Raw genomic sequence first — 25726 nt, forward strand, 5'->3', positions numbered from 1 at the left:
CGGAAAGCCCGCCCACCCCGGCGACACGGGCAGGCTAAACACACCCCAAGCCCAAAAATAGCTACCGCTCAGCACTTTTCGTGGCTCAGCGCCCCCGAACCCCACCGGCGCGAAAAATCGAGGCTAGCCCGGTCGCCTCGCGGAATCCACTCTCATTTGCGCACTTCTTGATCAGCCACTTGACGCACGCCTCGGTATAGAGATAGTCGCTGTGGGCAGTGTCGTAGACGCACCACTCGGCTTTGGTGTTCTTCGGGTTCGGGTCCTTCTTGGGCGGCCTGACGTTGTGCTTCCGCCAGAAGTGGGCCATCTCGTGTGAGGGTTTGAATCGGAACGGGATCGCGCTTTCGACTCGCTCTGCAACCTGCCCGGGTTTGAACTTGTCGGCGTTCGTGACGACTTGGGTCCTGGTCTTTGTGATGACGAGACCGCCATTGGCGGCGATCTCCTCGGCGGCGCGCTGCTGTTCCGGGGTGAGGTCGCGCTGGTTGACGAACTGCAGGGAGAGGTCGCCCTTTCGGTTACCGCTCTCCAGCAGGACGGTTAGCCGCATGCAGTACCGGGGGTCACGCGACACCTCGTCACCGAGTCCTGCGTCGTACTCGGCGAGGAATCGCCGCAGGTCCGCGGGCAGGGTCTTCGTGAGCTTCAGCAGATCCGCCTTTCCCTGGTCGGTGAACCCACCGATGAACACGGGGAAGTGCAGCCTGTGGGCCAGTGAGTGCTTGGCTCCGGCGAACTCGGTGACGAAAGCCTCGTAGTTGAGCAACATCGCATGACACTCGCCATTGACCACCGTGCGCAGCGCCTCGTCGCTTCCCGTGTGACGGTGCTCAATTTTGTTCCGCAGCTCTATGAAGAACTCTAGGTTGGCCCGCACAGCGGCGCAGTCGGCAAACTCCTGCTTGACGAACCACTCCACAGATTGGGACATGCGCTCGCCGTTGATGTACTTGTACCTGCGGGGCTGCTCGCTGAGCAGAACGTGGTAGTCCCTTCCCACACGGAGCCACTTCGCCTGAAACGCATAAGTCCACGCGATGTGCATATGGATGATGAAGCCCTCAAGCGCCCGCTCTCGGCCGGGGTCGTTGAACAACGAAACTGCAAGCAAGGCCTCCTGCTGCGACGCCCGCAGGAGCAGCTCCCACCGCTGAGGTCTCGCCATCGCCCGGCCGCCCCTCCCCGAGCCGACGCTCGACGTCCGAATGATTCCACGGCGACGGGAAAGTCATGGAGACCGGCCGCAGCGTCCGAGGTGTGTCTCGACCCCGAGCGCGCGGAGGAGGACGGCGAAGACGAATTGGTGACGCCGAGCCGCATAGGGCCGAGTGACTCCCGAAGAGTGGATTCCCTGGTAACGCGGGCGGTGCTGTCCTGCTCGGCAGAGTTCAACCCCCCATCTATTTTCGTAACTTTCGTAACCCTGCTACGATCGGTCGGGTTCCAGTGGGGAGATGAAAGGGAGTGAGACCCATGAGCAGCGCCTCCGCGGAGATTGTTAGCCCGGTTCCGGCCGATGCCAATGGGCTTGCCGATGTCCTCAGCTTCATCGAGGCGCACGAGGCCCGTCACGGGGCCTCTCCTGAACCTGCGTTCTTCCTGTCCGGCGCGGGCGAACACGATCGTGTCGAACTGACCGAACAGCTATACGACGTTCTCAAGCGTGCCGCCCACGCACTCAGTCACGGCCAGTCGATCAGCATCCTGACCCGCGACCAGGAAATCTCCACCCAGCAAGCCGCTGAGATCCTCGGCCTGAGCCGTCCCACGGTGGTTCGCCTCATTGATGACGGCGAGTTGGACGCGCACGTGCCCGGCGCGGTCCGACGCAAGCTACGGCTTGCCGATGTCCTTGCCTACCGTGAGGAGCTTCACGCCCGGCGCAACCGGTTCATCGCCGAGAGCTCGGCGGAGTTCGCGGACGCTGACACCGACGAGGTCGCCGAGTTGCTCGCCGAGGCGAAACGCAAGCGTTGACCGTCCGCGGCGCCTGAAAGACTCGCCAACGTGTATCGCGCTGTCCTCGACACCTGTGCTCTTGTGCCGAGCCTTCAGCGCGACTTCCTGTTGCAGCTGGCCACTGAGGAGGCGTACTCACCGTTGTGGGGGTCTGGGATTCTCTTCGAGCTGGACTACGTACTCGCCAGCCTGCACGACAGGCGCGGGATCACTGATAGCGCCGATCGCCGTCAGCACCTTTTGGATCAACTGAAGCAGGCATTTCCGGGCTCAGAGGTTCACGCACCCAAAGACCGGGAGTACAGCTACGGGCTCAATGATCCTTATGACGGCCACGTCGCCCACGCCGCGATTGTCGGCAAAGCCGACGCCATCGTCACCGACGATCGCCGGGCCGGGTTAAGCACAGCGCACGTGCTCGTGGAGGCTGATATCGAGGTTGTGCTGCCACATGAGTTCGCCGCCAACACGGTGTCGGCGCACCCGCATGCGGGAGTCCGCGCGTTGCGAGAGATGTCGAATCGCCGAAGCAACCCGCCGCAGACCCCGGAACAGATCCTTGAGCTGCTAGTGACGCGGCACAACATGACCGAGGTCGCCGAAATCCTGCTGCCGCTGCTGGCGGAAGACACTCGGCGACCCGGCTGACCAGCGGCAATCCTTCGTTGGCGCCCGGCCCTCAACTGCCGTGAAAGCGCCCGTCAAGGAACTTCTGGTCGGTGCCTGACCGGCCTCAGTGTGGGCGAGTCAGGCACAACACGTCGGCGGCCCTGGCTAAGGTTCCACAACGGGATCAAATCGAGATTTCGGGTCATCGGGGAGGAGATGCGCCAAGTGCGACTCAACGTCGATAGAGCCGTGACCTGGAATGAACCGTCGACGCCCGCGGGCATTAAGACCGACAAGGTCTACGTGGGCCCGGACCCGCATGGACTAGGCGGGTTCCAAGTGGCAGTCGCGAACGCGCAGACCGCCCCGTCCCGGCAAGCCATTCGCGACCTCTTCATGGCACGTAGAGGCAGAACACCGATTCAGCTGATGGTCGCGGTCGTGCACGGCGACAAAGTGCACCTATTCGGACCAGACCCGCAAGCACAGCCGATTGAAGTTCCCGTCGAACAAGCGGCTCGCCAGCTCCAATCGATCCTCTCGGAGCCGGACGTGCTGGCTGCGACCGAGCGATGCGCTGGCTTGCGAAAGGCGAGTGACGCCACCGGCGTTCCAGGATTCACCAACAGCGGATTGTTCGCGACGCACCACATCATGAGCAACGTCCCCCAGCGCAGCGATTGGCAGGAGCTCGGTGCACGCGCTCTACCTATACTGGGCAAACGTCGTAGGCAGTTGATCGACGCACTTGGCTTCACGTCTAGACCGGGGCCAAACGGCACCCTACTGCTTTCGGTTGATGATCACCCGCCGCGAGCTGTGGCGGTCTTGCTCGATGACACGGAGCAGTTCGACGCCAAGACGGCGCGGTTCCAACTATCTCCGGTCGCCTTTGGCTTGGCGGTCGCCTCCCGCGCAGAACTACCTTGGTTGGTGGTACTTCGAAAGGACCAGATTCGCCTCTACCCGGGCCGGGACGGGGTGGGCGTGGGTTCGAAGGGCCAGGCTGAAACGTACTTCGAAATCGACCTGTCCATGGTCGACCCCGAGCATGCTGCGCTCTTGCCGCTGATCTTTTCCGCAACCGCCCTAATAGTCGGTGGTACGGCCGAGGATTTGCTACGGGACAGCGCCCGGTACGCAAGCGAGCTCGGGGAACGTCTTCGTGAGCGCATCTACGACAAGATCGTCCCGCCGCTGGCCAAGGAGGTTGCATTTCGGCTCGCATCGAACGCCGGGGTGTCACTGGACGCGGAGGGCCTGGCCACGGCCTACCGTGTAACCCTTCGGATCCTCTTCCGCCTGCTCTTCCAGGCATACGCAGAGGATCGCAGATTACTGCCATCCGAACGCAACGAGGGTTTCGATGCGAACAGCCTCAAAACCAATGCTCGCCGGCTCCTTGAGTCCGACACCGAAGACTTTGGTGACGCATCCACAATCTGGCTAGATCTCGTTCAGGTGTGGAACGCGATCGATCACGGCAACCCGCAGTGGCAAATCCCCGCTTACAACGGTGGCCTCTTCTCCACGGATTCTGAACGCTCGCCCGACGGCGCTCTGATCAAAAGGATCGAGCTCCCAGACAGCGTGTTGGGACCCGCGCTCAAGAGCTTGCTCATCGACGTTACTGAAGACGGCGTTCTGGGCCTAGTCGATTTCCACTCCTTGAGCGTCCGCGAGTTCGGCACCATCTACGAGGGGCTCTTAGAGAGTTCGCTCTCGGTCGCTGAGCAAGACCTCGCCTTGAACGACGACCACGCTTGGGTGCCGGCTGATGGAGGCAAGGTCGATGCCCCAGCGGGATCTGTGTACTTCCACACTGCCTCAGGTGAGCGAAAGGCGACCGGCTCGTACTTCACTCCAAAAGTAGTCGTTGACCACCTGATCGAGACATCGATTGTTCCCGCGCTCACGGAACACCTCCAGAAGATCGCCGGCTACCTGTCAAAGGGTGACGGAGCCGCCGCGTCCCGAGAGTTCTTCGACTTCCGGGTTGTCGACCTGGCGATGGGATCAGGCCATTTCCTTGTGGCCGCCGTCGACAAGATCGAAGCCCTCATGCGCACCTTCCTCACCGAACACACCGTAGCGGGCGTAACCGAAGAGCTATTGCGCCTGGCCGGGGTGGCCAAGGACGCGCTGGGATCTGACGATGTAGCTAGGAGTGAGGTGGACGAAGTCAGCTTGCTCCGACGCCAAGTGGCGCGCAGGTGTATCTACGGGCTCGACATCAACCCGATGGCTGTCGAGCTTGCACGCTTAGCCCTATGGGTTCACACCTTCGTTCCGGGATTACCCATGAGCAACCTCGACCATGGGCTTGTCCACGCGAATAGCCTCACCGGGATCGGATCCATTGACGAAGCACTCGATACGCTTCAGCCCGGTCGCCGGCCTGGTGAACTAAGCCTTTTCGATTCAATACTCACAGACCAATTGGCTTCTGCCAAGACACTTCTCATTGACATTGCGAACGCAAGCGAAGCTAATAAGGCTGAGATCGAGGAGGGCGCTCGCCTGCTCACTGAGGCGCGCGAGGCGGCCGACACCGCTCGCCGAATCTTCGATGCCGCGACAGCCGTGCGGCTGGGGACTCTCGCCCCGAACACCGTTCTGGACGAAGAATCGTTGCTGAAGTTGCTCGGTCGCCCCGAAGTCGAACAAGCCCATAACCAGCTCCTACCGGCGCACATGCCGTTCCTTTTCCCGGAGGTCTTTCTTCGCGCAGTACCGGGGTTTGACGCGATCATCGGAAACCCCCCATGGGACAAGGTGCGTTGGGAGGCTGCTCCGTTTTGGGCACGGGTCAGTCCGGGCCTAATGGCGCTGCCCGACACCCAACGCGACGCCCGCATCGAGGAACTGCGCGCGGAGCGACCGGTAGAAGCTGCACGAGAACAGGCTGAGATAGCTGAACGACGACGGCTGCAAGATTACTTCAGGGATGTATTCACTCTACGTGGAGGTACCCACCTCGAACTTGCGCAACTGATGCTGGAGCGTGCGTTCAAGTCGGTTCGACCGACTGGATATGTAGGCCTCGTACTGCCCCGGCAGTTCCTGGTGCTGGCCGGATGGAAGCGGCTGCGGGAGAATCTCTTTGGTCACCACTCTGCGAACCTAGTGCAAGCACGCAACGCTGGCGGCTGGCTCTTTGAAGGGGTTCACGCGAGCTACGCGGTCGTTCTGCTGACGGCTGGGCCCAAGTCCGGTGAATCCATCAACGTCGCGGTCGTTACATCTGCCGCTGCGCTCCGTTCGATCTCCGCCGAATCCACAATCGAGTTCACCTACGAAGAGTTGTCCAGCTACTCCGAAAACCTTGTAGTCCCATGGTTTAACAACCCGCGCGACCGAATCGTGTTCGATAAGATGCGTGACTATCCGCGGCTATCTGCGGGGGGATCCTGGATCGTAGGAACGCACGACGCGCGGTGGGACTTCACCCGCACCGGCCGTGACCATGGCCTCGTCGTTACAACCGAATCTGCCGGAGCCTGGCGGGTGATGATGACCCGACACCTAGACCCATTCTCGATCCGCAACGTCGCAGCAAAGCAGTTCGTCGAAGACTTCCGTGCCCTCGCCGCGAAATCGAAAGGGGTGGCTATCGATGCGCACGGCCTCCCCACCTATGAGTCTGAGCATCCTGTCGTGCTTTTGCGATACCCGAGTCGAAGCGATGACACCCGGACGCTCATCTCGTCGGCGCTGCCCGCGGCTGGGTTCCTCTACAACGCCGGATACGTTCACGCTATCGCTCACGAACCAGGAACCCCCGAGATGGCGCTTGTCGCGCTGATTGGCGTGCTCAACTCAAACACGGAGGACTGGTGGGCGCGAAGGTTCGTCGACCGGCATGTCACGAGCAAGGTAGTCAACAACCTCCCCCTACCTGCACTGCAGTCCGACGACGTCATTGCACTGGCCGAGCGAACCGCTGTACTGCTTCGTAATTCCGGCTATACGAGTCTTGCGGGCGGTATCGACGTCAAGGCAATTGCCGATAATTCAGCGTTCTCTGGCGAAGCGGACGAACGACTGCGCGCAGGTTCGGAAGCAGTCGTCGCCCGCGCTTATGGTCTGCAGGCGGAAGACTTGGAAGTCATCCGAACCGACTTTAGCGAGGATGGATTTCCCCGCGCCGTTTTCGACCTTGCCCGCGAAATGCTTGCTACCGGAAATACGGTTACCGCACCATGACTCAGCTACCTGACTTTGCGACCAACCACCCCTACAGTGAGGCGGCGGAGACGGTCGCCGAGAAGGTTAACGCGTTGCTTCGCCTATTGAGGGAAAACAAGGTAACCGCACCGCCGGTCGCGATCGCCACTGCATACATCAACCCCGGCGGATTCTCACTTCTCGCCGACGAGTTGGAAGCTGCTCCGACTGTCCGCCTTCTGTTGGGCGCGGAGCCCGAAGCGGATTCTGTCCGCGCCATAGCGTCCGGTGATGCCGACCAAGACGCTAGGCGGGATGCCGCCGTACGCCACCACCAGGCATGGCTTGAAGCCGAGCGCGACACGATGGGATTCGCCAGAGTGCCTACCGCAGAGGCGAAGCGGATGGTGGACTGGCTACGTAGCGTCAGCGCCGATGGGAAGGCGAAGGTTGAGGTACGCCGCTACTCGGGCGGCTTCTTACACGGTAAGGCATATCTCGTCGAGGATAGTGCTGCCCAGGCGGCAATCGCAGGCTCTTCGAATATGACGTATGCCGGACTGGCCCGGAACGCTGAACTCAATCTCGGTACCGGCGGCGGGACCCCCTCCGCAGGCAAAGTCCGCGAGTGGTTCGAACACTTCTGGAAACTCAGTGATCCCTACGACTTAGCGGAACTCTTTGGCCGGTTATGGGAACCCCACACGCCGTGGTCGATTTTCTTCCGGATGCTCTGGGAACTCTACGGCGAACACCTTGACACCGACGAGAACCCAAACATTCGAACAGGCCTGCACCTCACGCGATTTCAAGCTGACGGGGTGTCCCGGATGGAGCGCCTACTCGACGAGCACGGCGGCGTGTTGGTCGCCGACGAAGTCGGCCTCGGCAAGACATATTTGGCCGGCGAAGTGATCTACCGGACCGCGAACATCAATCGCCAGCGCGTCCTCGTGGTTGCCCCTGCTGCTCTGAAAACATCTATGTGGGAACCGTTCCTGGAGACCCACGACTTCAGTCGGTGGGTCAAGGTCTACTCCTACGAGGAGGTGCGGAACCGTCTCGATTCCGACAAAGGGCCAATTGATACGTTCCTCCAGGAGATCGAGGACTACTCTCTCGTTGTTATCGACGAGGCCCACAATCTGCGCAACTCCGGGGCGCAACGTTCCGGTGCCGTCGACCGCGTCATCACGGCCGGCAATCCGAAGAAGGTCGTGCTGTTGACCGCGACACCAGTCAACAACTCGCTGAGCGACCTCGAAACGCTCGTCAAGTACTTCATCCGCGATGATGCACGCTTCGCGTCCCTTGGAATTCCAAGCATCCGCGCATACATCCAACAGGCGCAAGCCATCGACCCCACCAATCTCACACCCGAACATCTGTTTGATCTCATGGATCAAGTCGCCGTCAGACGGACACGAAAATTCGTCAAAGAACACTATGCAAACGAGCTCATCATCGGACCTGATGGTAAGCAGACGACGATCAAATTCCCGCAGCCGAAGGTACGTCGCATCGATTACGAACTTGACGCCGATGGTGTTGCGCTCATTGACGCGATGGTCTACGCGCTCGACGATCCGACCGATCCTCATGCGGCGCATGCTTGGCAAGATCGAAGCCGAGATCCTCAGCGGCTCATGCTCGCTCGCTACCTATCAAGCATGTACACCGTCGACCATGATCTGCAGGAATACCAAATCACCAACGCCGGCCTCTTACGGTCAGGCCTACTCAAGCGATTGGAATCCAGTCCACAAGCGCTGCATGCATCGCTCGACAAAATGATTTCTTCCCATCAGGCTTTCCTCGAAGCTCTCGGACGGGGCTACGTTCTCAAGGGCGAGGCCTTAAGTGAGTGGGTTTCCTCTGACTCTGACGACCTCGACGAGTTCGTCGCGGAGTTCGACCAAGACGACCAGATCGAGTCAGCCGACGGCTACCATCTCGCTGAACTTCTCGCCGACGTCGAGTCCGACATCACCCTGTTGTGCGAATTGCGCGGCCTTGCCGCGGTAGTGGTTGATGGAGCTGAACCCAAGGTGCAGAAGCTGATCGAAGAGCTGACCGCCATCGCCACAGAAGCGCGGCGTATCGACCCACGCGGTCTATCGCAAACAGACCGTCGGAAAGTCATCGTGTTCTCGGCCTTTACCGACACCATCATTCCGATCTATGACACAGTCGTGGAAGCCATCAACAACGCACCGCCTGAGTCACCGTTGGCCGACTACCGCGATCGGGTTGCGCCACCGATTATGGGCTCGTACGCAAGAGCACACGAGCGAGGGGCTAGCGGCGGCGTCGACCAGGGCGGCCGCGCATCGACAATTGCCGCTTTCGCACCCCAGACCGCGGGACCCCGGAACGCTGAGGGCGAGCCGACGGCTAGGGACGAATTCGACATCCTTTTCAGCACCGACGTCCTGGCTGAGGGGGTGAACCTGCAGCAAGCAGGACAAATGATCAACTACGACCTGCCCTGGAATCCCATGCGGATCGTCCAGCGCCATGGCCGAGTCGACCGAATTGGATCCAAGCACGATTACGTCCACTTGGGACTGTTCTTTCCGTCGGAACGGCTGGACGCCTTGCTTGAGCTGGAAGCACGATTAGAGGCGAAGCTGGCGTTGGCGGATGCCGCCGTCGGAGCCGGTGAGGTGCTACCTGGCCGCGGGCCCGGGCATGAGGTCAATCTCGCCGACGATGCGGTCGCCGACGAATTCGAAAGACTGCTGGACACCGGCGGTTCCAGCGCGTCGCTGTCGGGCGAGGAATATCGTCGACGCCTATTCGGTGGCTTCGACATGGAACCTCTGATGAGATCCGATGTCCTGAGCCTTCCCTTTGGATCGGGCAGCGGCTTTGTGAATCCGGCGGTGCAAGGCAACGGCTACGTGTTCTGCATCAAAATAGGCGCCGGAGGCAAGCCGTGGTTCCGCTACGTGCCCACCGCGGAAGACTGGACGGTCAGGCTCGGGGAAGATGGGGCGTCGATCGTCTCGTCTGACACCCTGATTTCCCTGCGAGTCGCGGACCCACAGGATGCAGTGGCTGAGCGGTGGTTACCACCGGATGTGTACGACAAGGCCTTCGATGCTTGGGAAGTCGCGCGCCGCGACGTCTACGGAGTGTGGAAAGAGCTCACCGATCCGAACGCCTTCCAGCCGGACCTGCCCCTTTCGTTCAGAGACGCCTACTCGCTGGTGTTCCAAAAGGGCGGATACCTCGGGAAGGATTCACAGGTCAAACTTGCGAGCAGACTTCGGAGCGTGCCGTCAGCAAAGGTGTCTCGCCAGGTTCGTGGCGCCCTGAACCAGGGACGCACCGATGAGGAGCGCATCAAGCTCGTGACCGAGGTGCTTGATGAGGCCGGGATCACGCCGCCCCCGCCTCGCGAGCCCCTGCCCGACATCGAAGAACACGAGGTTCGGCTAGTGACGTGGATGGCAGTTCAAGGAACCAGAGGGATCCACTAGAACACCGAATGGTTGGAGCCACGCAATTGATGTTTAGTTTGGCTGCCAGGGACTCCGTCTTCCGGAAGACGGAGCTAACCGATGGCGACGATATGGCGCTAACGCAATGACAACCGATTTTGCGCTGGAAGAGCTGGGACCGCGCGCCTTTGAGCAACTGACCGTTGCTTTAGCAATGTCGCTGGTCGGCAAGGGGATTGAAGTCTACGGGTCTGGAAAGGACGGAGGCCGAGAAGCAACGTTTGACGGACGGATCCAGTGGTCTAAATCTGACGGGGGTACGGCCTGGGAGGGCTACACCGTAATTCAAGCTAAGCAACGGGAGCATGTCGCCGCTCCGGCTGACAACTTGAGCTGGCTTAAGGCTCAGATTCGAAATGAGTTCGCTGCCTGGATGAAGCCAGGTAGCAAGCGGAGCCGATTTCCACGCAACGTTATCTTCGTAACCAACGTTCGCCTGTCCGCCGAGGAGGGCAAGGGTGGCGTTGATCAGATTCGGGTGTACATCCGCGAGCAGCTGGACCATGACCATGACGCCGACGGGGACAAGCCCCGGACGTTGCGTGGTCGCGGACTACACGAAGTCAAAGTTTGGCACCGGGACTACTTGAACGCGGCGATCTCCAACGATTCCGATGTTCGTGCCGCGTTCCCTATGTTGCTGACTGTCGGCGACGTACTCACCAGAGCAACCGCGCTGCCGGGTTTCGTTGAAGCACCACAGTTCGCGCCCGTTCTTGTCGACCACGCCCAAACGACACTCCGGCACGAGCAATGGGTCAGGTTCGACGAAGCCGGAGATTCTGCATCGAATCGCAGACCCGTGGACCAGGTGATCGTAGACCTGCCTGCAAGGGACGGCGCTGATCGAATATCTGTACTGCGGCACTGCATCGAACGAGGCGACAGCGTACTCCGGAACAACAGATGGCTTCCGCGGAGGCCACGCCATCTCGTAGTGACCGGCGCACCAGGTAACGGCAAGAGCACTCTGACAAGGTACCTGACCCAAGTCTATCGTTCACGATTCATAGCCGACGAGGAGAACCAGCCGTCTATCGGTGAAATACTAACTAAGACAAGCGAATCCCTGCTTCGAATCGGTGTGCCTGCCCCTTCGAGTCGACGGTGGCCGATGCGCGTCGAACTCGCACAAATGGCGGCCGACATGGGTCCGGCGGGCGGTCCCACCCTTCGGCGCTGGTTGTGTGACCGCATTACCGAGAACGCATCCATCGACGTCAAACCTGTGACTCTCGACCACTGGATGAAGGCATGGCCTTGTGTTGTGTTTTTCGACGGACTCGACGAAGTCACTTCGCCTTCATTGCGGCAGCGTGTCCTGGCCGAGATTGCTGGCTTTGTAGAGCATCTTGACATGGCAAACGCTGATGTAATGCTGGTAATCACCACTCGCCCGACTGGATACACTGAACGGCTGCTGCCGGAACACTTCGATCAACTGGATCTGGAGTACTTCGAGCCAGCCGAAGCGGCAGAGTACGGCCGACACATCACGACACAGCGGTTCTACGACGACCCCGTATTCGGTGGACAAGTCTTGTCCCGCTTCGATGCTGCCTTGGCAAACGCCTCGGCCGAGCGGCTGCTGAAGACACCGCTGCAAGTATTGATATTCACAATAATCCTTAGCAACTCTGGGGCATTGCCTGCGAATCGTTACCTACTCTTCTGGAATTACTACGAAACGGTTTTGAAGCGCGAGGCGGCTAAGCTCACGACCCACCGCACGTTTCTGGCCGAGCACGAACAGGACATCACCGAACTGCACCAACGCGTTGGATTACTGCTCCAGATCCAATCAGATGTAACGGGAGAAGCGAGAGCCCGACTGAAGCGGTCAGAGCTACGCAGCCTGGCGTACCAGCGAATGCTTGAGCTCGACTACGACGAAGCCCGTGCGACTGAGATCGCGGACCGACTCCTTGAGGTCGCGACACAGCGACTTGTCCTCCTTGTAGCCGACGAGGACGACACCGTGTCCTTCGATGTGCGGAGCCTGCACGAGCTAATGGCCGGTCGGGCGATAGTTGCCGGTGATGATCTATCGATTAAGCGAAACTTGGCAGCCGCTGCTTGCAGCCCTTCGTGGCGGAATGCCTGGCTATTCGCAGCGGGACGGCTATTTGCCGACTCCGACCATCGGAGCCGCCTCGTTGTGGAAATCGTAGAAAACTGTGATTCAGCCGGACTGTGGCCAGGATGGCTATACCCGGCAGGCCCCGAGCTGGCGGCGCACATGCTTGACGATGGACTTGCCGCAAACCGTCCTATCGTTCAGAAGCAACTAATCGAGGTCACGTTGCGCTGCCTGCAAGGACCAATGCCTGATGAAATAGGCGCTGTAGCAAGAGGTCTCACGATCGCGGGCGCTGCGAATACTAAGCACCTCGCGGTCATTCGGAACGCTATCGCGACTGCGCTTTCGCAGGGCTCAGTCCACCGGGAGGTGGGCTTGGCTTTGATCCATCACGGGTCCTTCAGTTCGCGGATTCCGGGAAGCTATACGGCTGAGGAAGTGCAGCGGTCGGTCGACAGGTGGATCTATCGCGGTGTTGGGGCCCCAGTGAGTTTTTCCAGTCTATTGCGGCCCTATCTAACCGAGTGGCTTGAGGACGAGAGCTTTCCGGAGGCATTAGCAGTAGACGGAGCACTATCTGAGTGCAACAGGCTGCAGTTGGTTCGAACTGATGTCGGCGACCTATGGCCGGTGGTGGAACCCTCCATGGTGAACATGCCGAAGACGGAGGAGGTCCTTGACGATGCTGATGCGGCCGAACTACTGAGCATCGTGCTCGGGAGCCTTGGCCCAAACGACTGGGCTGCAAGATCCCTGTTGGCACGCGGCGTGTGGAACTTGTACGCCCCGAAACCGGTGGGTGCACGCCTCGGCTGGCCGACCTCGGTCAGCGGATGCGCCCAGCCATGGCGGGACACGTTCATGTAGAACCCAATCCGCAGTTCCGTAACCGCCGCCGTTCCGAGAAAGCCGACATCATTCGTGTACGAGGTTTACTCCGTCGTGCGTCCGTGATTTCGGAACTTCCTCGAAAGCATCCAACACACGCACCGCGAACGCCGGCACCATCGCTCCTTGAACTTCTTCCTTTGTCATCCAAAGGATTTCCCGAGCTTCCTCGGTGGCGTGGGGCTCACCACCCGTTAGCCGACATCGGTACACCAACGCGACAATTCCGTGAGTCAAGTTCTTGTAGACGCCGGTCAGCCTCTCCACCGTGACCTCAAGTCCGGTCTCCTCCATCACCTCACGCTGAACGCCTTCCTCAAACGACTCATCGAGTTCGAGGACTCCCCCCGGAGCTTCCCAGTGGCCATTGTCGTTGCGCTTGATGACGAGCACCCGGCCATCATCGCGGACCACGATGCCGGCGACGCTGACCGAATGTTTCGGTGTGGCTGCCATGCGAGACTCCCTCTCGGGCCTGGTTCTGTAGTGACAGGGGACGTGTCGTTTCCCTAGACTAGTCGCCTAGACATGTATGGGAAGGCTCTCAGGTGCTGCAACTTGGCCAGATCGACCGCGCGGACGATAAGCCGCCGTATCGGCAGATTGCCAGCATGTTGCGTGACTCCATCATCTCTGGCCAGCTCGAAGCTGGTGGACGTCTGCCCTCCGAGGCCGAACTGATCGAACATTTCGGGGTCGCACGAATGACGGTCCGGCAGGCCGTCCAGGAGCTGCGCGCCGAAGGACTAGTGATCTCCGAGCACGGTCGCGGCGTGTTCGTTCGGCCCGCTCCCCCAATTCGCCGACTCGCCTCCGACCGGTTCGCAAGACAACATCGCGCCAGCGGCAAAGCAGCGTTCACCGTCGAAGCAGAGAAGTCGGGCTATACACCTCAGGTCGACAACATCACCGTGACGCGAGGCCGGCCGGATTCGGTTGTAGCCGAACGCCTTCGACTTCCTTCTGACGAGGAAGTCGTGGTTCGGTCACGGCGCTACCTCGCCGACGGCAAGCCAGTCGAGACGGCGACTTCCTACATACCGGCGACATTCGCCAAGGGCACCAAGATCGAACAGACCGACACCGGGCCAGGCGGCATCTATGCGCGCCTCGAAGAGGCTGGCCACACCCTCGCGCGGTTCACCGAAGAGGTAGGCGCCCGAATGCCCACCCCCGACGAACGCCGCGCCTTGCAACTTCCGCCGGGGGCGCCGGTTCTCACCGTGGTTCGGACGGCCTACGACACCAACGACGTGGCCGTTGAAGTGTGCGACACAGTGAAGGTCGCATCGGCCTACCTGCTGGAATACGACTTCTCAGCGCGCTGAAACGTCTTGAAACGACCAAGTGCGCCCGAACGCTTGACTTACTCCTCTAGACGACTAGGTTGAGTAGTCATCTAGTTCAATCCACTTGAAAGGTTCAACGATGTCCATCCCCCAATGGCTCCAGATCGGCCACGACCAGGTGTTCTCCCTCGGCGCATTCCTCGTATCCGAGGTGACGCCCATGATCGACTTCGACAAGTCTTCTGGCGAGAACCGAGTGCAGGCGAGAGACCGTGACACCGGCTTGCCGATGTGGCAGGTCGAAGTGCTCGACGGTGACCCGGCCGCACCGAAGCGCAGCCGAACGGTGACGGTTAAGTTCGCCTCACCGACGCAGCCCTCTGCACCCGCCAATTCCAGCGGAACACCCTTTACCCCAGTCGTTTTCGACGGTCTCATGGCGCTGCCATACGTTGAGAAGTCCGGCGACTTCTCCCGGATCGCCTGGTCGTTTCGAGCCACCGACATGAGGGCACCGGGCAAGCCGTCCACGAGCGCAGCGACAAGCCGGGAATCGGCATGAATCCCGATCCGTACGCACAGCTCGATCCCGATACCCCGTTCCGGCTCGATCACGTCTTGAATTTCCTCACCGCGCTCGGTTTGTGGGTGGTGATCTTTGTAGGAGTCAGCGCCGCGGTGCTCATCTCCTGGCGACTGCGCTCACCCGAGACCTACGAGGAAGGATTCGCAACACCGGCCCGTGTTCTGTGCTGGCGACTGTGGGCGTACGCCTCCTGGCGCAGGCTCTGCAAACGCTGCGGCTTATCCGCCTCCGAGCAGGTGACGCGTCGCGATAAGGAAGGGCGACAGGTCACGTCGACACGTTGGGTCCATCCAAAGCTGTTGGGAACAGAGGTGTCTCACACCGCCCTGCGTCTCACAGTACGGGCGAGGATGGGACAGACCGTGGAGGACCTGGAGCGGGCTGTTCCTGCGATCCGTGACGCTGCTCGTGCACATTCCGCGCGGGCAGTCGTCGTCTCGCCCGGCACCCTGCGGATCGAGCTGGTCAAGCGAGAACAGTTGTCGACGGTACGTCACGCGGTGCCTCCAACGGCTGTCGCAACAACACGAGTGACGGTCGGACGACGCGAAGACGGTTCCGCCTGGACCCTCCCGCTGATCGGACTACACACCCTCACCGTGGGCTGCTCAGGCTCAGGCAAAGGTTCCATCTTCTGGGGAATCGCCGGCGGGCTCGCTCCTGCCGCGGCCGCCGGGCTGGTCCATCTGATCGGAATCGATCTGAAGTACGGCATCGAGTTGTCAGTCGGATCCGATCTGTTCACCAAGATCGCCACCACAGAGGTCGAGGCCGTGGAAACCCTTGCTGGGCTGGAGATGCTGATGGACAAGCGCGGTAAGGAGATGGCAGGCCACACGCGCGAGTACCGTCCAAGCAAGGCCTCACCGCTCGTCGTGCTGCTGATCGACGAGCTGGCCGGACTGACCGCGTACATGAGTGACCCGGCCCTGCGCAAAGAAGCGGCTGCCTCGTTGTCACGAATTCTCACCAAGAGCCGAGGCCTGGGAGTCGTGGTCGCCGCGTTCCTACAGGACCCTCGCAAGGAAGTCCTGCCGATGCGAGGACTGTTCACCCAAACCATCGCGCTTCGACTGCGATCGCGCGAAGAAGTCGCGATGGTCCTCGGTGATGGCATGGCCGACAAGGCCCCGGCGCACCGAATCAGCCCCGACAGACCGGGCACCGGCTATGTCATCGCCGAGGACGGCCATGCGACCAAGGTTCGATCCGACTTCTGGTCCGACCATCAAATCCGCTCCACTGCAAGGAAATACGGAAGGTCGAGGACCACCGGGGGCAGAGCAATAGATGCCCGGTTCGACCCAATCCAAGCAGCGAGGTGACGCTATGGTGATTCACGGCCTTCGGGAGGCCCTCGTATCCACCGGCAGCTTTCCTGAGCTGCTGACCGCAGATCAAGTGTCGGCGCTCCTCGGCGTCTCTGCCGCAACACTCAACCGCTGGGCGGCGATCCGCGAAACGACCGGCGAGCAGATCGGCCCGCCCTGCTACACCCTCTCCGAGCGGGTCCGTCGGTGGGATGCCGCCGAAGTCCGGTCCTGGCTCAAGCAGGTGCGCCGGTAATGGCCGGCAACACTCCACGCGGCATTCGGAAACGCGTCAGCGCCGCCGGAGAGCCCCGCTACCAAGTCCGCTACCTGATCCGGGACCCCGCCGCCCCATCCGGCTGGGTTGAGACATCGGCGACGTTCCCCACCCTGCGTGAGGCGAAGGCATTCAAGTCCGAACGCGACAACGAGGCCGCACTCGGCGCACGTCGATTCGATCCTCGCCTGGGCCGGACGCCACTCAAGCGAATCTGGACGCAATTCTCCGGCTCCAAGAAACCGGCGGTGTCACCCAAGACCTGGAGCGGCTACACCCAGCATTGGGAATTGCGCATTAGGCCGCGGTTTGGCCACATGCCGGTCGACGAGATCACCCGCGCCGACGTCCAGGCGTTCGTCGATGGTCTGACGGTCGGCCCCTGGGCGAAGGTTTCCACGCTGCGCCTCCTGCGGTCGATTCTCGACGTCGCACACCAAGACGGTCGCATCCACCGCAACCCGGCCCTCGGCGTCTCAGCGGGCCGCATTCCCGAACGGGAGCGTCACCGATACCTGACCGCTCAGGAGGTCCAGATGCTCGCTACCGCGTGCGGCGACCAGGGTGACGTGGTGACCATCCTGGCCTACACCGGCCTGCGCTGGTCCGAACTCGTCGGTCTCCGCGTCAAGGACATCGACCTCACCGCCCGTCGCCTCTACGTCCGACGAGCGGCACCGGAAGTCGAAGGGCACATTGTCATCGGGCCACCCAAGACCCGAGCCGGCATCCGAACCGTCCCACTCCCCCAAGTCGTCGTCGACATCCTCAAAACACGGATCGGCGGCCGGACACCTGACGAGCCCGCCGTCACCTCACCCAATGGCGCGATGCTGCGCTCCAACAACTGGCGTCGCCACACCCACTGGAACAAGGCCCTCACGAAGACAGAACTGGCTCCGCTGACCATCCATGATCTCCGCCACACCTACGCCAGCCTGGCCCGCAAATCCGGCGCCGACCTCCGATATGTCCAGAAGACCATGGGCCACTCCACGCCGACCGTGACCGCGAACATCTACAGCGACCTCTACGCCGACGAGCTCGACCAGGTCGCAACGAACCTCGATCAGCTCCACGCGACCGAGATTCACACACCGAAGACCGGACAAGAACCGGACAAAGAAAACTGACAACCGAGTGCATAAACCGTGTCTATGCAGGTAGAACGCAGTGGCCAGGGGCGGGATCGAACCGCCGACCTTCCGCTTTTCAGGCGGACGCTCATACCGACTGAGCTACCTGGCCGGAAGGCAGCATGTGCCTGGCCGCATCGGCGACCCTGACGGGACTCGAACCCGCGACCTCCGCCGTGACAGGGCGGCGCGCTAACCAACTGCGCCACAGGGCCATGCTCTATTGCTCCGCGGTACCGCATCGCAGGGTACCCCCTACGGGATTCGAACCCGCGCTACCGCCTTGAAAGGGCGGCGTCCTAGGCCGCTAGACGAAGGGGGCCAGAACCGAATCTCTCCGGGGCACTCGCAACGTGGTGATCGTTGGGAGCCACGTCAGCTTAGGTCACCGCGGGCCTAATCCTCAAACGAGCCCCGCCCGGGCACACAGTATCCTGGGACTCCGCGCCCCTATAGCTCAGTTGGTAGAGCTACGGACTTTTAATCCGCAGGTCCCAGGTTCGAGTCCTGGTGGGGGCACCGAGAACCACGAATTGGCCGTCACCAACGCGGACCGGGCTCGGAGTGGTTGCTTCCTGGTGACCGTTGGCACCGCCCCAATCAAGCCGGCTGATCGAACCGATCGACCCGCTCCCGGCAACGCCGCGGCAGCGGCTTGGCCGCGCACGGTCGGCCGACGTTTGAAGCTCCGCAACGCTTGGCTATGCTGCGGCTATGCTTCCCGAGATGAGTCAGGATGGAATCCAGCCCAACGCGCCCGTCGCTCTGGTGACAATGGAAATCCGGCACCCGGCAACGGATTCCCTCACCGAATCAACCAGCCGGGAACTCAAACACCTCCTGATCAACGACTTGCCGATCGAACGCCAGGCACAGGACGTGAGTTGGGGAGTAACGGCGCCCGGCGCCGCCCCGACCCCCGTCGCGGACCGCTTCGTCCGCTACGGCAACCGGGACAACACCGTTTCGGCGTCCCTGAAGAACCAGGCCATCGTCGTCGAAACCAGCGCCTACCGCGACTTCGAGACCTTTTGCGACCTCGTCTTACGGGTCGCGGACGCCCGCGCGCAGGTTTCGTCGATCGTCGGAGTGGAGCGCATCGGACTGCGATACGTCCTCGAGATCCGAGTTCCGGTGGGAGTCGACGGCCGGGTCAACTGGGGCAACTGGATTGACGAGCAGCTGCTCGGGCCCTATCGCATCGCTCCGGGCGGCTTGTCACTGACCGAGTGGCAGGGCGCCGCGGTCTACCGGGAGCCCCAACCGGGCAAGTCACTGATCCTGCGGTACGGGCCCGGTGTCGGCCAGGCGCTGGATCCGAGCTACCACCTGCGCCGCATCACGCCGCCGCAGACGGGGCCGTTCTTCCTCATGGATATCGACAGCTTCTGGACTCCGGTGGGCGGCTCCATACCGGAATACAACAGGGACGCGCTCGTGGCGACCCTGAAGGACCTGTACGGCCCGGCCCGTGAGGTGTTCCAGGACCTGATCACCGCCCGCCTCAAAGACGAGCTGCTGCGCCAATAGGCCAGCCGGCCGATCTGTTCAGCGCCCGAGCACGGCACTGATATAGGTGATATCGGCAAACACGGCGGCGAGTTCGTCGTCGGGATATTCGAAGCCATTGGCTTGATGGAGTTCGCTGATGGTGTTCGACGAAGGCTGCCAGCCCTGGCGCGACAGATGATCGATGAGATGGCCGCGCTGGCAGTGATACACCAAATCGTTGAAGTCGATGTCGAACCCGAGCTCGCTCATCCGGTCGTGATGGGAGCGCCACCGTTCGTCGGCGAAAATCGCGGTGTCGGGCACGTACTCGAATGCCAGCCGGCTGCTCGGGGCGCTCAACGCGGTGATGTTGTCAAACAGCGCGTCCTGCGCGTCCTGCGGCAGGTAGAGGAGCAACCCTTCGGCGCTCCAGGCCGAGGGAATCTGACTGTCGAATCCCGCCTCCTGCAGCGCGGCGGCCCAGTCGTCGCGCAAGTCGACCGCAACGGTGCGGCGCTGGGCGGTGGGCTCGGCACCGAGACCGCTCAGCGTTGACGTCTTGAACTCGATCACCTCGGGCATGTCGACTTCGTAGACGACGGTGCCCTTCAACCACGGCAGCCGGTAGGCACGCGCATCCAGGCCGCACGCCAGGATGACCGCCTGGCCGATGCCGCTTCGCCCAGCGTCGAGGAAGAACTGGTCATAGAACCTGGTCCGGCAGGCCATCCCCTGGGCCATCCGCTCGGGATCCAACTCGGAATCCTCCTCGACCGGAATCCGCCCGTCCACCAACCGGATGTAAACGTCCATGCCAACCGCCCGCACCAGTGGCGCCGCAAATGGGTCGTCAATCAACGCAAACTCACGGCTAGCGGCGAGCGCGCGCTGGGCGGCCACCATGGTTGCCGTCGCGCCGACGCTCGTCGCAAGGTCCCAGCGATCACGGTCCGTGCGCATGCTGCTCCTTCATCCCACCACAAAAAGATAGATAACCTAGTTATTACCACAGACTGGCAGCGGCTCCCGACTACAGTGCGCACTGTGATGGACTTCGCCCAACGCACCATCGACCTTGCCCGCGATAACGTCGCCGAGGGCGGGCGCCCCTTTGCGACGGTCATCGTCAAGGACGGCGAGGTTCTTGCCGAGAGCGCTAACAAGGTCGTCCAGACCAATGATCCGACCGCGCACGCCGAGATCGTCGCTATCCGTGCGGCCTGCATCAAACTCGGTACCGAGCACCTAGCGGGTACCACCATTTACGTGTTGGCACACCCGTGTCCCATGTGTCTCGGTTCGCTGTACTACTGCTCGCCTGACGAAGTGGTGTTTCTGACGACGCGCGATGCCTTTGAGCCCCATTACGTCGACGTCCGCAAGTACTTCGAGCCGGCCACCCTCTATCACGAGTTCGCCAAGGACTGGAAAGACCGGCGCCTGCCGATGCGCCACGAATCCCGCCCCGAAATCAGGTCTGCCGCCGTGGAGGTCTTCCGGTTCTGGCAGGAACACAACGGCGGCGAACGCATCGCAAGCACCGACTCGCCCGACTGAGCTGGCCCGGTCTTGACAGCCGACCCACCTGTACTAATATCTGCGTATGCACGCAAGTAACAGACCAACTAGGTTGCCGGACGACCAGGCCGGTCTCGTGGTCGAGGTGTTCCGCATGCTTGCCGACGCCACCCGCGTGCAGATCCTGTGGTCCCTGGCAACCAGCGAGATGTCGGTCAACGAGCTGGCCGAACACGTACGCAAGCCGGCGCCGTCGGTGTCTCAGCATCTGGCCAAGCTGCGGATGGCGCGCTTGGTGCGCACCCGCCGGGACGGGACGACGATCTTCTACAGCCTGGAAAACGACCATGTGCGCCAGCTCGTCATCGACGCCGTCTGCAACGCCGAGCACGCCGGTCCCGGCGTGCCTCGCCACCATCGCGCCGACGGCGGGCTGCAGGCGGTTGCCGGAACTTCGGACGCTGGATAATCGAATCAACAAGTACCACAACAAATTTCACATTGATTCACATTGAGTCACATCAAGGAGGTAACAATCATGGCCGACACCCACACCCATGACGCGCCGCACGCGCACGAACACCGGCACGGCGACACGACCCACAGCCACGCCCACACCAGCCACGAGCACGAACACGTCGCACACGAGCACCAGCACTCACACGACGACGGGACCCAGCACACCCACGAGCACGTCCATCAGCGCGGTCTCGAAGGCCCCGAAGGTTCCCAAGAAGTGCACAGCCACGCACACGCCTGAGCCGTCGAGGCTCAGACCTTCGGGCAGTAGTGCGCGGGATTGTCCCGCTCGTCCAGGGGCGGCAAGTTGCGCGCCGGCGTCTGCACCAGCGGCGTGTCGGCCGGGATCCGCCCGGCGACCCGGTCCCAGCCGGCACGCGCCCGCGGGTGTTTGCGGTACCGGGGCGGCACGAACGCGAAGGCCAGACGAACGATGTCGCCGAAGCGCCGGTGCAGCCACTCGTCCCGGCGCGACCACCGGTAGCCCATCAGTTCGCGCACCGGACCGTCGTAGAGGCCCACCGTGAGCCAGACGAAGAACGGTGCCAGCAGGTTGCGCTGCAGCGCCCACAGCCTGTTCGGAATCCATTGCGCGAAGGGAGGTTTGGGCAAGTCAGTCAGATCCAGGACAGCCCGCGCCGCGAAGTTGTTCTCCAGCACGTCGCGACACATGTGGTCCCAGTAGACCTGAAACTCCTCCCACGACGCCGGCACCGGCCGCATGCTCATGCCGTACATCCGATACCACTGGACGTGTTCGTCAAAAAGCTGGCGCTTCTGCCCCTCGGTCAGGCCGCCGCAGAACCGCTCGGCCACGTGCAGGGTCCCAACGAAGAACGTCGCGTGCGCCCAGTAGAAGACGTCGGGGTTCAGCGCGTGGTAGCGCCGCCCCACAGCGTCGACGCCCTTGATGTCGACGTGGTAGTCGCGCACCTCCGCGCCGGTGACCGGAGCCCGCTCGCCATCGAAAACCACGCCGCCGATCGGATACAGCGACCGCAACAGCCGGGGCCAGCGCTCCCGAAAGAATGTCGAGTGCTCCTCGACCGCCGCCCCGAGCTGGGGATGCATGTTCTGCATGGACCCCGCCCAGGGACCCTGCAGCATGCCGCGCCAGTCGCCGAAGTAGCGCCAGGTCAGCGAATCCGGGCCCAGCGGTTGCGGCGGCGCGTCGTAGCCCAGCGGCGACACTGGGCAACCACTGGCGACCGAGTCGTTCGGCGCCGCAAGGGCGCCGGCAGCGCCACCGCCCGCCGCGGATTGCACCTTAGCGCTGGTCAGCGGGCACGAAGCAGACGTATCTTGAGTCACTGGTGCTTTCCGGGTGGTTAGGGCGACGTCAGGCAATTCTGACTACACGCGTTGTCACTTGAAAGTTTAGGAGCGAAGTGCAGGCCGGTCAAAAACGAGGCCGCTGGACCGGCGTCCCGCTGCAAGATCGCCACGCCGTACGTCGGGAAGATCTCATCGCCGCCGGCGTGCAGCTGCTCGGCGAAAAGGACGGGCCGGCACTGACGGTACGCGCGGTCTGCCGCAAGGCGGCCCTGACCGAGCGCTACTTCTATGAAAGCTTCACCGACCGCGACGACTTTGTTCGCGCGGTGTACGACGACGTCTGCACCCGGGCGATGGCCACGCTCATGTCGGCCAACACCCCCCGGGAAGCGGTGGAGCGATTCGTCGCCCTGATGGTCGACGATCCGGTACGTGGGCGGGTACTGCTGCTGGCGCCGACGGTAGAACCCGTGCTGACCCGCTCCGGCGCGGAGTGGATGCCCAATTTCATCGAACTGTTGCAGCGCAAGCTCTCCCGCATCGTCGACCCGGTGGTGCAGAAACTGGTGGCGACCAGCCTGATCGGCGCTCTGACCGGCTTGTTCACCGCGTACCTGAATGGCCAGCTAGGAGCCACCCGCCAGCAGTTCATCGATTACTGCGTCGAGATGCTGCTCAGCACCGCGGCCAGCTACGTTGCGCACCGACCAGGCCACGAAGCCGAACGCCCGGCGGTGGTCCGGCCCCGCGACTGAGGTCGCGGACGCGCAATCGCGACGCACCACGCGCGGCGCAAACTTGTTGATACCGAAGGACACAGATATATTGAGTGCAACCCCTAGACACAGATAACTGGAGGGCGCCATGTCAGCCCAGCTGACGGACCTACAGCTGCTGCACGAACTTGAACCCTTTGTTGAGAAGTACCTCAACCGGCACATCAGCATGCACAAGAACTGGAACCCGCACGACTACATCCCCTGGTCGGACGGGAAAAACTACTACGCCCTCGGCGGCCAGGACTGGAACCCCGAGGAAAGCAAGTTATCCGACGTCGCCCAGGTGGCGATGGTGCAGAACCTGGTGACCGAGGATAATCTGCCGTCCTATCACCGCGAGATCGCGATGAACATGGGCATGGACGGCGCCTGGGGGCAGTGGGTCAACCGCTGGACCGCCGAGGAGAACCGCCACGGCATCGCGTTGCGCGACTACCTGGTCGTGACCCGATCGGTCGATCCGGTCGAGCTGGAGAAGCTTCGTCTCGAGGTGGTCAACCGCGGCTTCAGCCCCGGCCAAAACCACCAGGGCGAGTACTTTGCCGAAAGCGTCACCGACTCCGTCATCTATGTGAGTTTCCAGGAGCTGGCAACCCGGGTTTCGCACCGCAATACCGGCAAGGCGTGCAACGACACGGTGGCCGACCAGCTGATGGCCAAGATCTCCGCCGACGAGAACCTGCACATGATCTTCTACCGCGACGTCAGCGAAGCCGCGTTTGACCTGGCACCCAACCAGGCAATGAAGTCGTTGCACCTGATCCTGCGTCACTTCAAGATGCCTGGGTTCTTGGTTCCGGAGTTTCGCCGCAAGGCCGTGATCATCGCCGTGGGCGGCGTCTACGACATCCGCATCCATCTCGACGAGGTCGTCAAACCGGTGCTGAAGAAGTGGCGCATCTTCGAACGCGAGGACTTCACCGGCGAGGCCGCCCAGATGCGTGACGACCTCGCCAAGCTGATGGACGAACTCGAGGCCGAGTGCGACAAATTCGAGGAATCCAAGCAGCGCTACCTCGAGCGCCAGGCCCGGATGGCGGACCGGATGACTGCCCGGAAGGTGCTCAGCACCAAGGGCACCCTGAAGATGACCGGGCGGTAGTGCGCGTTGCGCATCGGCTCGATCGAGCTTGCCAGCCCGGTTGTGCTGGCTCCGATGGCCGGTGTGACCAACGTCGCGTTCCGGACGCTGTGTCGTGAGCTAGAACAGTCCAAGGCCGGGACGGTCAGCGGACTCTACGTCTGTGAGATGGTGACGGCCCGGGCGCTGGTCGAGCGGCATCCGGTCACCCTGCACATGACGACGTTCGCCCCGAACGAATCGCCCCGCTCGCTGCAGCTCTACACCGTCGACCCCGACACCACCTACGCGGCGGCGCGAATGATCGCCGACGAAGGCTTGGCCGACCACATCGACATGAATTTCGGGTGCCCGGTGCCCAAGGTCACCAAGCGCGGTGGCGGGGCGGCGCTACCGTTCAAGCGGCGGCTATTCGGCCAGATCGTGGCGGCGGCAGTGCGGGCCACCGAAGGCACCGGGATACCTGTGACGGTCAAATTCCGCATCGGCATCGACGACGCTCACCACACCCATCTGGACGCCGGCCGCATCGCGGAATCCGAAGGTGCCGCCGCGGTCGCGCTGCACGCCCGGACGGCCGCGCAACGGTACTCCGGCACCGCCGACTGGGACCAGATCGCCCGGCTCAAGCAGCAGGTCACGACCATCCCGGTGCTGGGCAACGGGGACATCTACGATGCCAGCGACGCGTTGGCCATGATGGCCACCACCGGATGCGACGGCGTGGTGATCGGCCGCGGTTGCCTGGGCCGGCCGTGGCTGTTCGCCGAGCTGTCAGCCGCCTTCACCGGCAGCCCCACTCCGAGCCCGCCCACGCTCGGTGAGGTCGCTGACGTCATCCGCCGACACGGCGCCCTGCTGGCCGCACACTTCGGTGAGGACAAGGGGATGCGGGATATCCGCAAGCACATCGCCTGGTACCTACATGGGTTCCCGGCCGGATCCGGCGTCCGCCGGGCGTTAGCGCTGGTCAAGACGTTGAGCGAACTCGACGACCTGCTGGCTGGGCTGGACGGCAGCGTCCCGTTCCCGAGTGCCGGCAACGGCCCGCGAGGCCGGCAGGGTTCGCCGGCGCGGGTGGCCCTTCCCGACGGCTGGCTCGACGACGCCGACGACTGCCGGGTGCCCGACGGAGCCGACGTCATGCATTCTGGTGGTTGAACCGAAACTCTCCCGAGATCGCGTCTGCGCCGACGAATCAGTACCATGTGGGCTTTATGCATTGCGCGGCGCTGGTCGACTTGGCGCTGCGC

Annotated in this window: 21 protein-coding genes and 4 tRNA genes; 18 read left to right on the plus strand and 7 right to left on the minus strand. The window is 62.3% G+C overall.

Annotated features, from left to right (window positions below; translation table 11 throughout):
- Window positions 1-85 precede the first annotated feature (85 nt).
- Entirely contained in the window at window positions 86-1168 is a 1083-nt protein-coding gene (locus tag EET13_RS24555; RefSeq protein ID WP_122444706.1) for a DUF3644 domain-containing protein, read from the minus strand.
- Between the two features lie 308 nt (window positions 1169-1476).
- Here EET13_RS24555 and EET13_RS24560 point away from each other — a divergent pair, with 308 nt between their 5' ends.
- The 5 genes from EET13_RS24560 to EET13_RS24580 all read left to right on the plus strand — a co-directional run bounded on the left by EET13_RS24560 (window position 1477) and on the right by EET13_RS24580 (window position 13191).
- On the plus strand, window positions 1477-1980 hold the full coding sequence (locus EET13_RS24560; RefSeq protein ID WP_122444707.1) for a helix-turn-helix domain-containing protein: 504 nt from the start codon (window positions 1477-1479) through the stop codon (window positions 1978-1980).
- 30 nt (window positions 1981-2010) lie between these two features.
- Window positions 2011-2610 carry a PIN domain-containing protein gene (locus EET13_RS24565; RefSeq protein WP_122444708.1) on the plus strand — a complete coding sequence of 200 codons (600 nt, stop codon included), beginning with the start codon at window positions 2011-2013 and terminating at the stop codon, window positions 2608-2610.
- 186 nt (window positions 2611-2796) lie between these two features.
- The gene (locus EET13_RS31930) at window positions 2797-6777 is read left to right on the plus strand and encodes an Eco57I restriction-modification methylase domain-containing protein (protein ID WP_244604095.1); all 3981 of its coding nucleotides are present in this window, start codon (window positions 2797-2799) and stop codon (window positions 6775-6777) included.
- Window positions 6774-10223 (plus strand): helicase-related protein, encoded by a 3450-nt coding sequence (locus tag EET13_RS24575; RefSeq protein ID WP_122444709.1) that lies wholly within the window; start codon window positions 6774-6776, stop codon window positions 10221-10223. Before EET13_RS31930 ends, EET13_RS24575 begins: the two co-directional genes overlap by 4 nt.
- 106 nt (window positions 10224-10329) lie before the next feature.
- Complete coding sequence (locus EET13_RS24580; protein WP_122444710.1) at window positions 10330-13191, plus strand: NACHT domain-containing protein; 2862 nt, start codon at window positions 10330-10332, stop codon at window positions 13189-13191.
- A 48-nt stretch (window positions 13192-13239) separates the two neighbouring features.
- Here the strand turns inward: EET13_RS24580 and EET13_RS24585 are convergent, their stop codons facing one another.
- On the minus strand, window positions 13240-13668 hold the full coding sequence (locus EET13_RS24585) for an NUDIX hydrolase (protein WP_122444711.1): 429 nt from the start codon (window positions 13666-13668) through the stop codon (window positions 13240-13242).
- Between the two features lie 92 nt (window positions 13669-13760).
- On the opposite strand from EET13_RS24585, the gene EET13_RS24590 reads away from it, so the two are divergent.
- From EET13_RS24590 to EET13_RS24610, 5 genes are all read left to right on the plus strand, one after another.
- Window positions 13761-14540, plus strand: coding sequence for a GntR family transcriptional regulator (locus EET13_RS24590; protein WP_122444712.1), 780 nt, complete (start codon window positions 13761-13763; stop codon window positions 14538-14540).
- Window positions 14541-14640: 100 nt separating this feature from the next.
- A complete protein-coding gene (locus EET13_RS24595; protein WP_122444713.1) occupies window positions 14641-15063 on the plus strand; it encodes a plasmid replication, integration and excision activator in 423 nt (140 codons plus the stop codon).
- A complete protein-coding gene (locus EET13_RS24600; RefSeq protein ID WP_122444714.1) occupies window positions 15060-16412 on the plus strand; it encodes an FtsK/SpoIIIE domain-containing protein in 1353 nt (450 codons plus the stop codon). Before EET13_RS24595 ends, EET13_RS24600 begins: the two co-directional genes overlap by 4 nt.
- Window positions 16413-16416: 4 nt before the next feature.
- Window positions 16417-16653, plus strand: a complete 237-nt coding sequence (locus EET13_RS24605) for a helix-turn-helix transcriptional regulator (protein WP_122444715.1) — start codon at window positions 16417-16419, stop codon at window positions 16651-16653.
- Window positions 16653-17807: a tyrosine-type recombinase/integrase gene (locus tag EET13_RS24610; RefSeq protein WP_122444716.1), complete on the plus strand. Its 1155-nt coding sequence runs from the start codon at window positions 16653-16655 to the stop codon at window positions 17805-17807. Before EET13_RS24605 ends, EET13_RS24610 begins: the two co-directional genes overlap by 1 nt.
- Before the next feature lie 41 nt (window positions 17808-17848).
- Here EET13_RS24610 and EET13_RS24615 read toward each other — a convergent pair.
- The 3 genes from EET13_RS24615 to EET13_RS24625 all read right to left on the minus strand — a co-directional run bounded on the left by EET13_RS24615 (window position 17849) and on the right by EET13_RS24625 (window position 18132).
- Window positions 17849-17922: transfer RNA gene (locus tag EET13_RS24615), tRNA-Phe, on the minus strand.
- Window positions 17923-17951: 29 nt separating this feature from the next.
- Window positions 17952-18025, minus strand: a tRNA-Asp gene (locus tag EET13_RS24620).
- A 34-nt stretch (window positions 18026-18059) separates the two neighbouring features.
- A tRNA-Glu gene (locus EET13_RS24625) sits at window positions 18060-18132 on the minus strand.
- Between the two features lie 124 nt (window positions 18133-18256).
- On the opposite strand from EET13_RS24625, the gene EET13_RS24630 reads away from it, so the two are divergent.
- A tRNA-Lys gene (locus tag EET13_RS24630) sits at window positions 18257-18329 on the plus strand.
- 195 nt (window positions 18330-18524) lie between these two features.
- Window positions 18525-19340, plus strand: a complete 816-nt coding sequence (locus EET13_RS24635; protein WP_122444717.1) for a TIGR04255 family protein — start codon at window positions 18525-18527, stop codon at window positions 19338-19340.
- 18 nt (window positions 19341-19358) lie between these two features.
- Here the strand turns inward: EET13_RS24635 and EET13_RS24640 are convergent, their stop codons facing one another.
- Complete coding sequence (locus tag EET13_RS24640) at window positions 19359-20261, minus strand: class I SAM-dependent methyltransferase (protein ID WP_122444718.1); 903 nt, start codon at window positions 20259-20261, stop codon at window positions 19359-19361.
- Between the two features lie 87 nt (window positions 20262-20348).
- Between EET13_RS24640 and EET13_RS24645 the strand changes: the two genes are divergently transcribed.
- The 3 genes from EET13_RS24645 to EET13_RS24655 all read left to right on the plus strand — a co-directional run bounded on the left by EET13_RS24645 (window position 20349) and on the right by EET13_RS24655 (window position 21579).
- The gene (locus tag EET13_RS24645; protein ID WP_122444719.1) at window positions 20349-20858 is read left to right on the plus strand and encodes a nucleoside deaminase; all 510 of its coding nucleotides are present in this window, start codon (window positions 20349-20351) and stop codon (window positions 20856-20858) included.
- 46 nt (window positions 20859-20904) lie between these two features.
- Window positions 20905-21288: an ArsR/SmtB family transcription factor gene (locus EET13_RS24650; protein ID WP_122444720.1), complete on the plus strand. Its 384-nt coding sequence runs from the start codon at window positions 20905-20907 to the stop codon at window positions 21286-21288.
- 69 nt (window positions 21289-21357) lie between these two features.
- Entirely contained in the window at window positions 21358-21579 is a 222-nt protein-coding gene (locus EET13_RS24655) for a zinc transporter Slc39a7 (protein WP_122444721.1), read from the plus strand.
- An 11-nt stretch (window positions 21580-21590) separates the two neighbouring features.
- Here the strand turns inward: EET13_RS24655 and EET13_RS24660 are convergent, their stop codons facing one another.
- Window positions 21591-22604 carry an oxygenase MpaB family protein gene (locus tag EET13_RS24660; RefSeq protein WP_425294270.1) on the minus strand — a complete coding sequence of 338 codons (1014 nt, stop codon included), beginning with the start codon at window positions 22602-22604 and terminating at the stop codon, window positions 21591-21593.
- A 122-nt stretch (window positions 22605-22726) separates the two neighbouring features.
- Between EET13_RS24660 and EET13_RS24665 the strand changes: the two genes are divergently transcribed.
- From EET13_RS24665 to dusB, 3 genes are all read left to right on the plus strand, one after another.
- Window positions 22727-23368, plus strand: a complete 642-nt coding sequence (locus tag EET13_RS24665) for a TetR/AcrR family transcriptional regulator (RefSeq protein WP_122444723.1) — start codon at window positions 22727-22729, stop codon at window positions 23366-23368.
- Between the two features lie 109 nt (window positions 23369-23477).
- Complete coding sequence (locus EET13_RS24670) at window positions 23478-24494, plus strand: acyl-ACP desaturase (protein ID WP_122444724.1); 1017 nt, start codon at window positions 23478-23480, stop codon at window positions 24492-24494.
- Window positions 24495-24500: 6 nt separating this feature from the next.
- Window positions 24501-25634: a tRNA dihydrouridine synthase DusB gene (dusB, locus tag EET13_RS24675; protein WP_122444725.1), complete on the plus strand. Its 1134-nt coding sequence runs from the start codon at window positions 24501-24503 to the stop codon at window positions 25632-25634.
- Window positions 25635-25726: the final 92 nt, after the last annotated feature.

Origin of the sequence: Mycobacterium attenuatum (assembly GCF_900566085.1) — a bacterium.
Lineage (GTDB): Bacteria > Actinomycetota > Actinomycetes > Mycobacteriales > Mycobacteriaceae > Mycobacterium > Mycobacterium attenuatum.

What these genes read in the sequence shown, in the direction of transcription:
- EET13_RS24575 (WP_122444709.1), top strand. Translation starts at nt 6,774, where the DNA reads ATGACTCAGCTACCTGACTTTGCGACCAACCACCCCTACAGTGAGGCG.
- EET13_RS24650 (WP_122444720.1), top strand. Translation starts at nt 20,905, where the DNA reads ATGCACGCAAGTAACAGACCAACTAGGTTGCCGGACGACCAGGCCGGT.
- EET13_RS24585 (WP_122444711.1), bottom strand. Translation starts at nt 13,668, where the DNA reads ATGGCAGCCACACCGAAACATTCGGTCAGCGTCGCCGGCATCGTGGTC.
- EET13_RS24635 (WP_122444717.1), top strand. Translation starts at nt 18,525, where the DNA reads ATGCTTCCCGAGATGAGTCAGGATGGAATCCAGCCCAACGCGCCCGTC.
- EET13_RS24670 (WP_122444724.1), top strand. Translation starts at nt 23,478, where the DNA reads ATGTCAGCCCAGCTGACGGACCTACAGCTGCTGCACGAACTTGAACCC.
- EET13_RS24600 (WP_122444714.1), top strand. Translation starts at nt 15,060, where the DNA reads ATGAATCCCGATCCGTACGCACAGCTCGATCCCGATACCCCGTTCCGG.
- EET13_RS24645 (WP_122444719.1), top strand. Translation starts at nt 20,349, where the DNA reads ATGGACTTCGCCCAACGCACCATCGACCTTGCCCGCGATAACGTCGCC.
- EET13_RS24555 (WP_122444706.1), bottom strand. Translation starts at nt 1,168, where the DNA reads ATGGCGAGACCTCAGCGGTGGGAGCTGCTCCTGCGGGCGTCGCAGCAG.
- EET13_RS24640 (WP_122444718.1), bottom strand. Translation starts at nt 20,261, where the DNA reads ATGCGCACGGACCGTGATCGCTGGGACCTTGCGACGAGCGTCGGCGCG.
- EET13_RS24560 (WP_122444707.1), top strand. Translation starts at nt 1,477, where the DNA reads ATGAGCAGCGCCTCCGCGGAGATTGTTAGCCCGGTTCCGGCCGATGCC.
- EET13_RS24595 (WP_122444713.1), top strand. Translation starts at nt 14,641, where the DNA reads ATGTCCATCCCCCAATGGCTCCAGATCGGCCACGACCAGGTGTTCTCC.
- EET13_RS24655 (WP_122444721.1), top strand. Translation starts at nt 21,358, where the DNA reads ATGGCCGACACCCACACCCATGACGCGCCGCACGCGCACGAACACCGG.
- EET13_RS24580 (WP_122444710.1), top strand. Translation starts at nt 10,330, where the DNA reads ATGACAACCGATTTTGCGCTGGAAGAGCTGGGACCGCGCGCCTTTGAG.
- EET13_RS24605 (WP_122444715.1), top strand. Translation starts at nt 16,417, where the DNA reads ATGGTGATTCACGGCCTTCGGGAGGCCCTCGTATCCACCGGCAGCTTT.
- EET13_RS24610 (WP_122444716.1), top strand. Translation starts at nt 16,653, where the DNA reads ATGGCCGGCAACACTCCACGCGGCATTCGGAAACGCGTCAGCGCCGCC.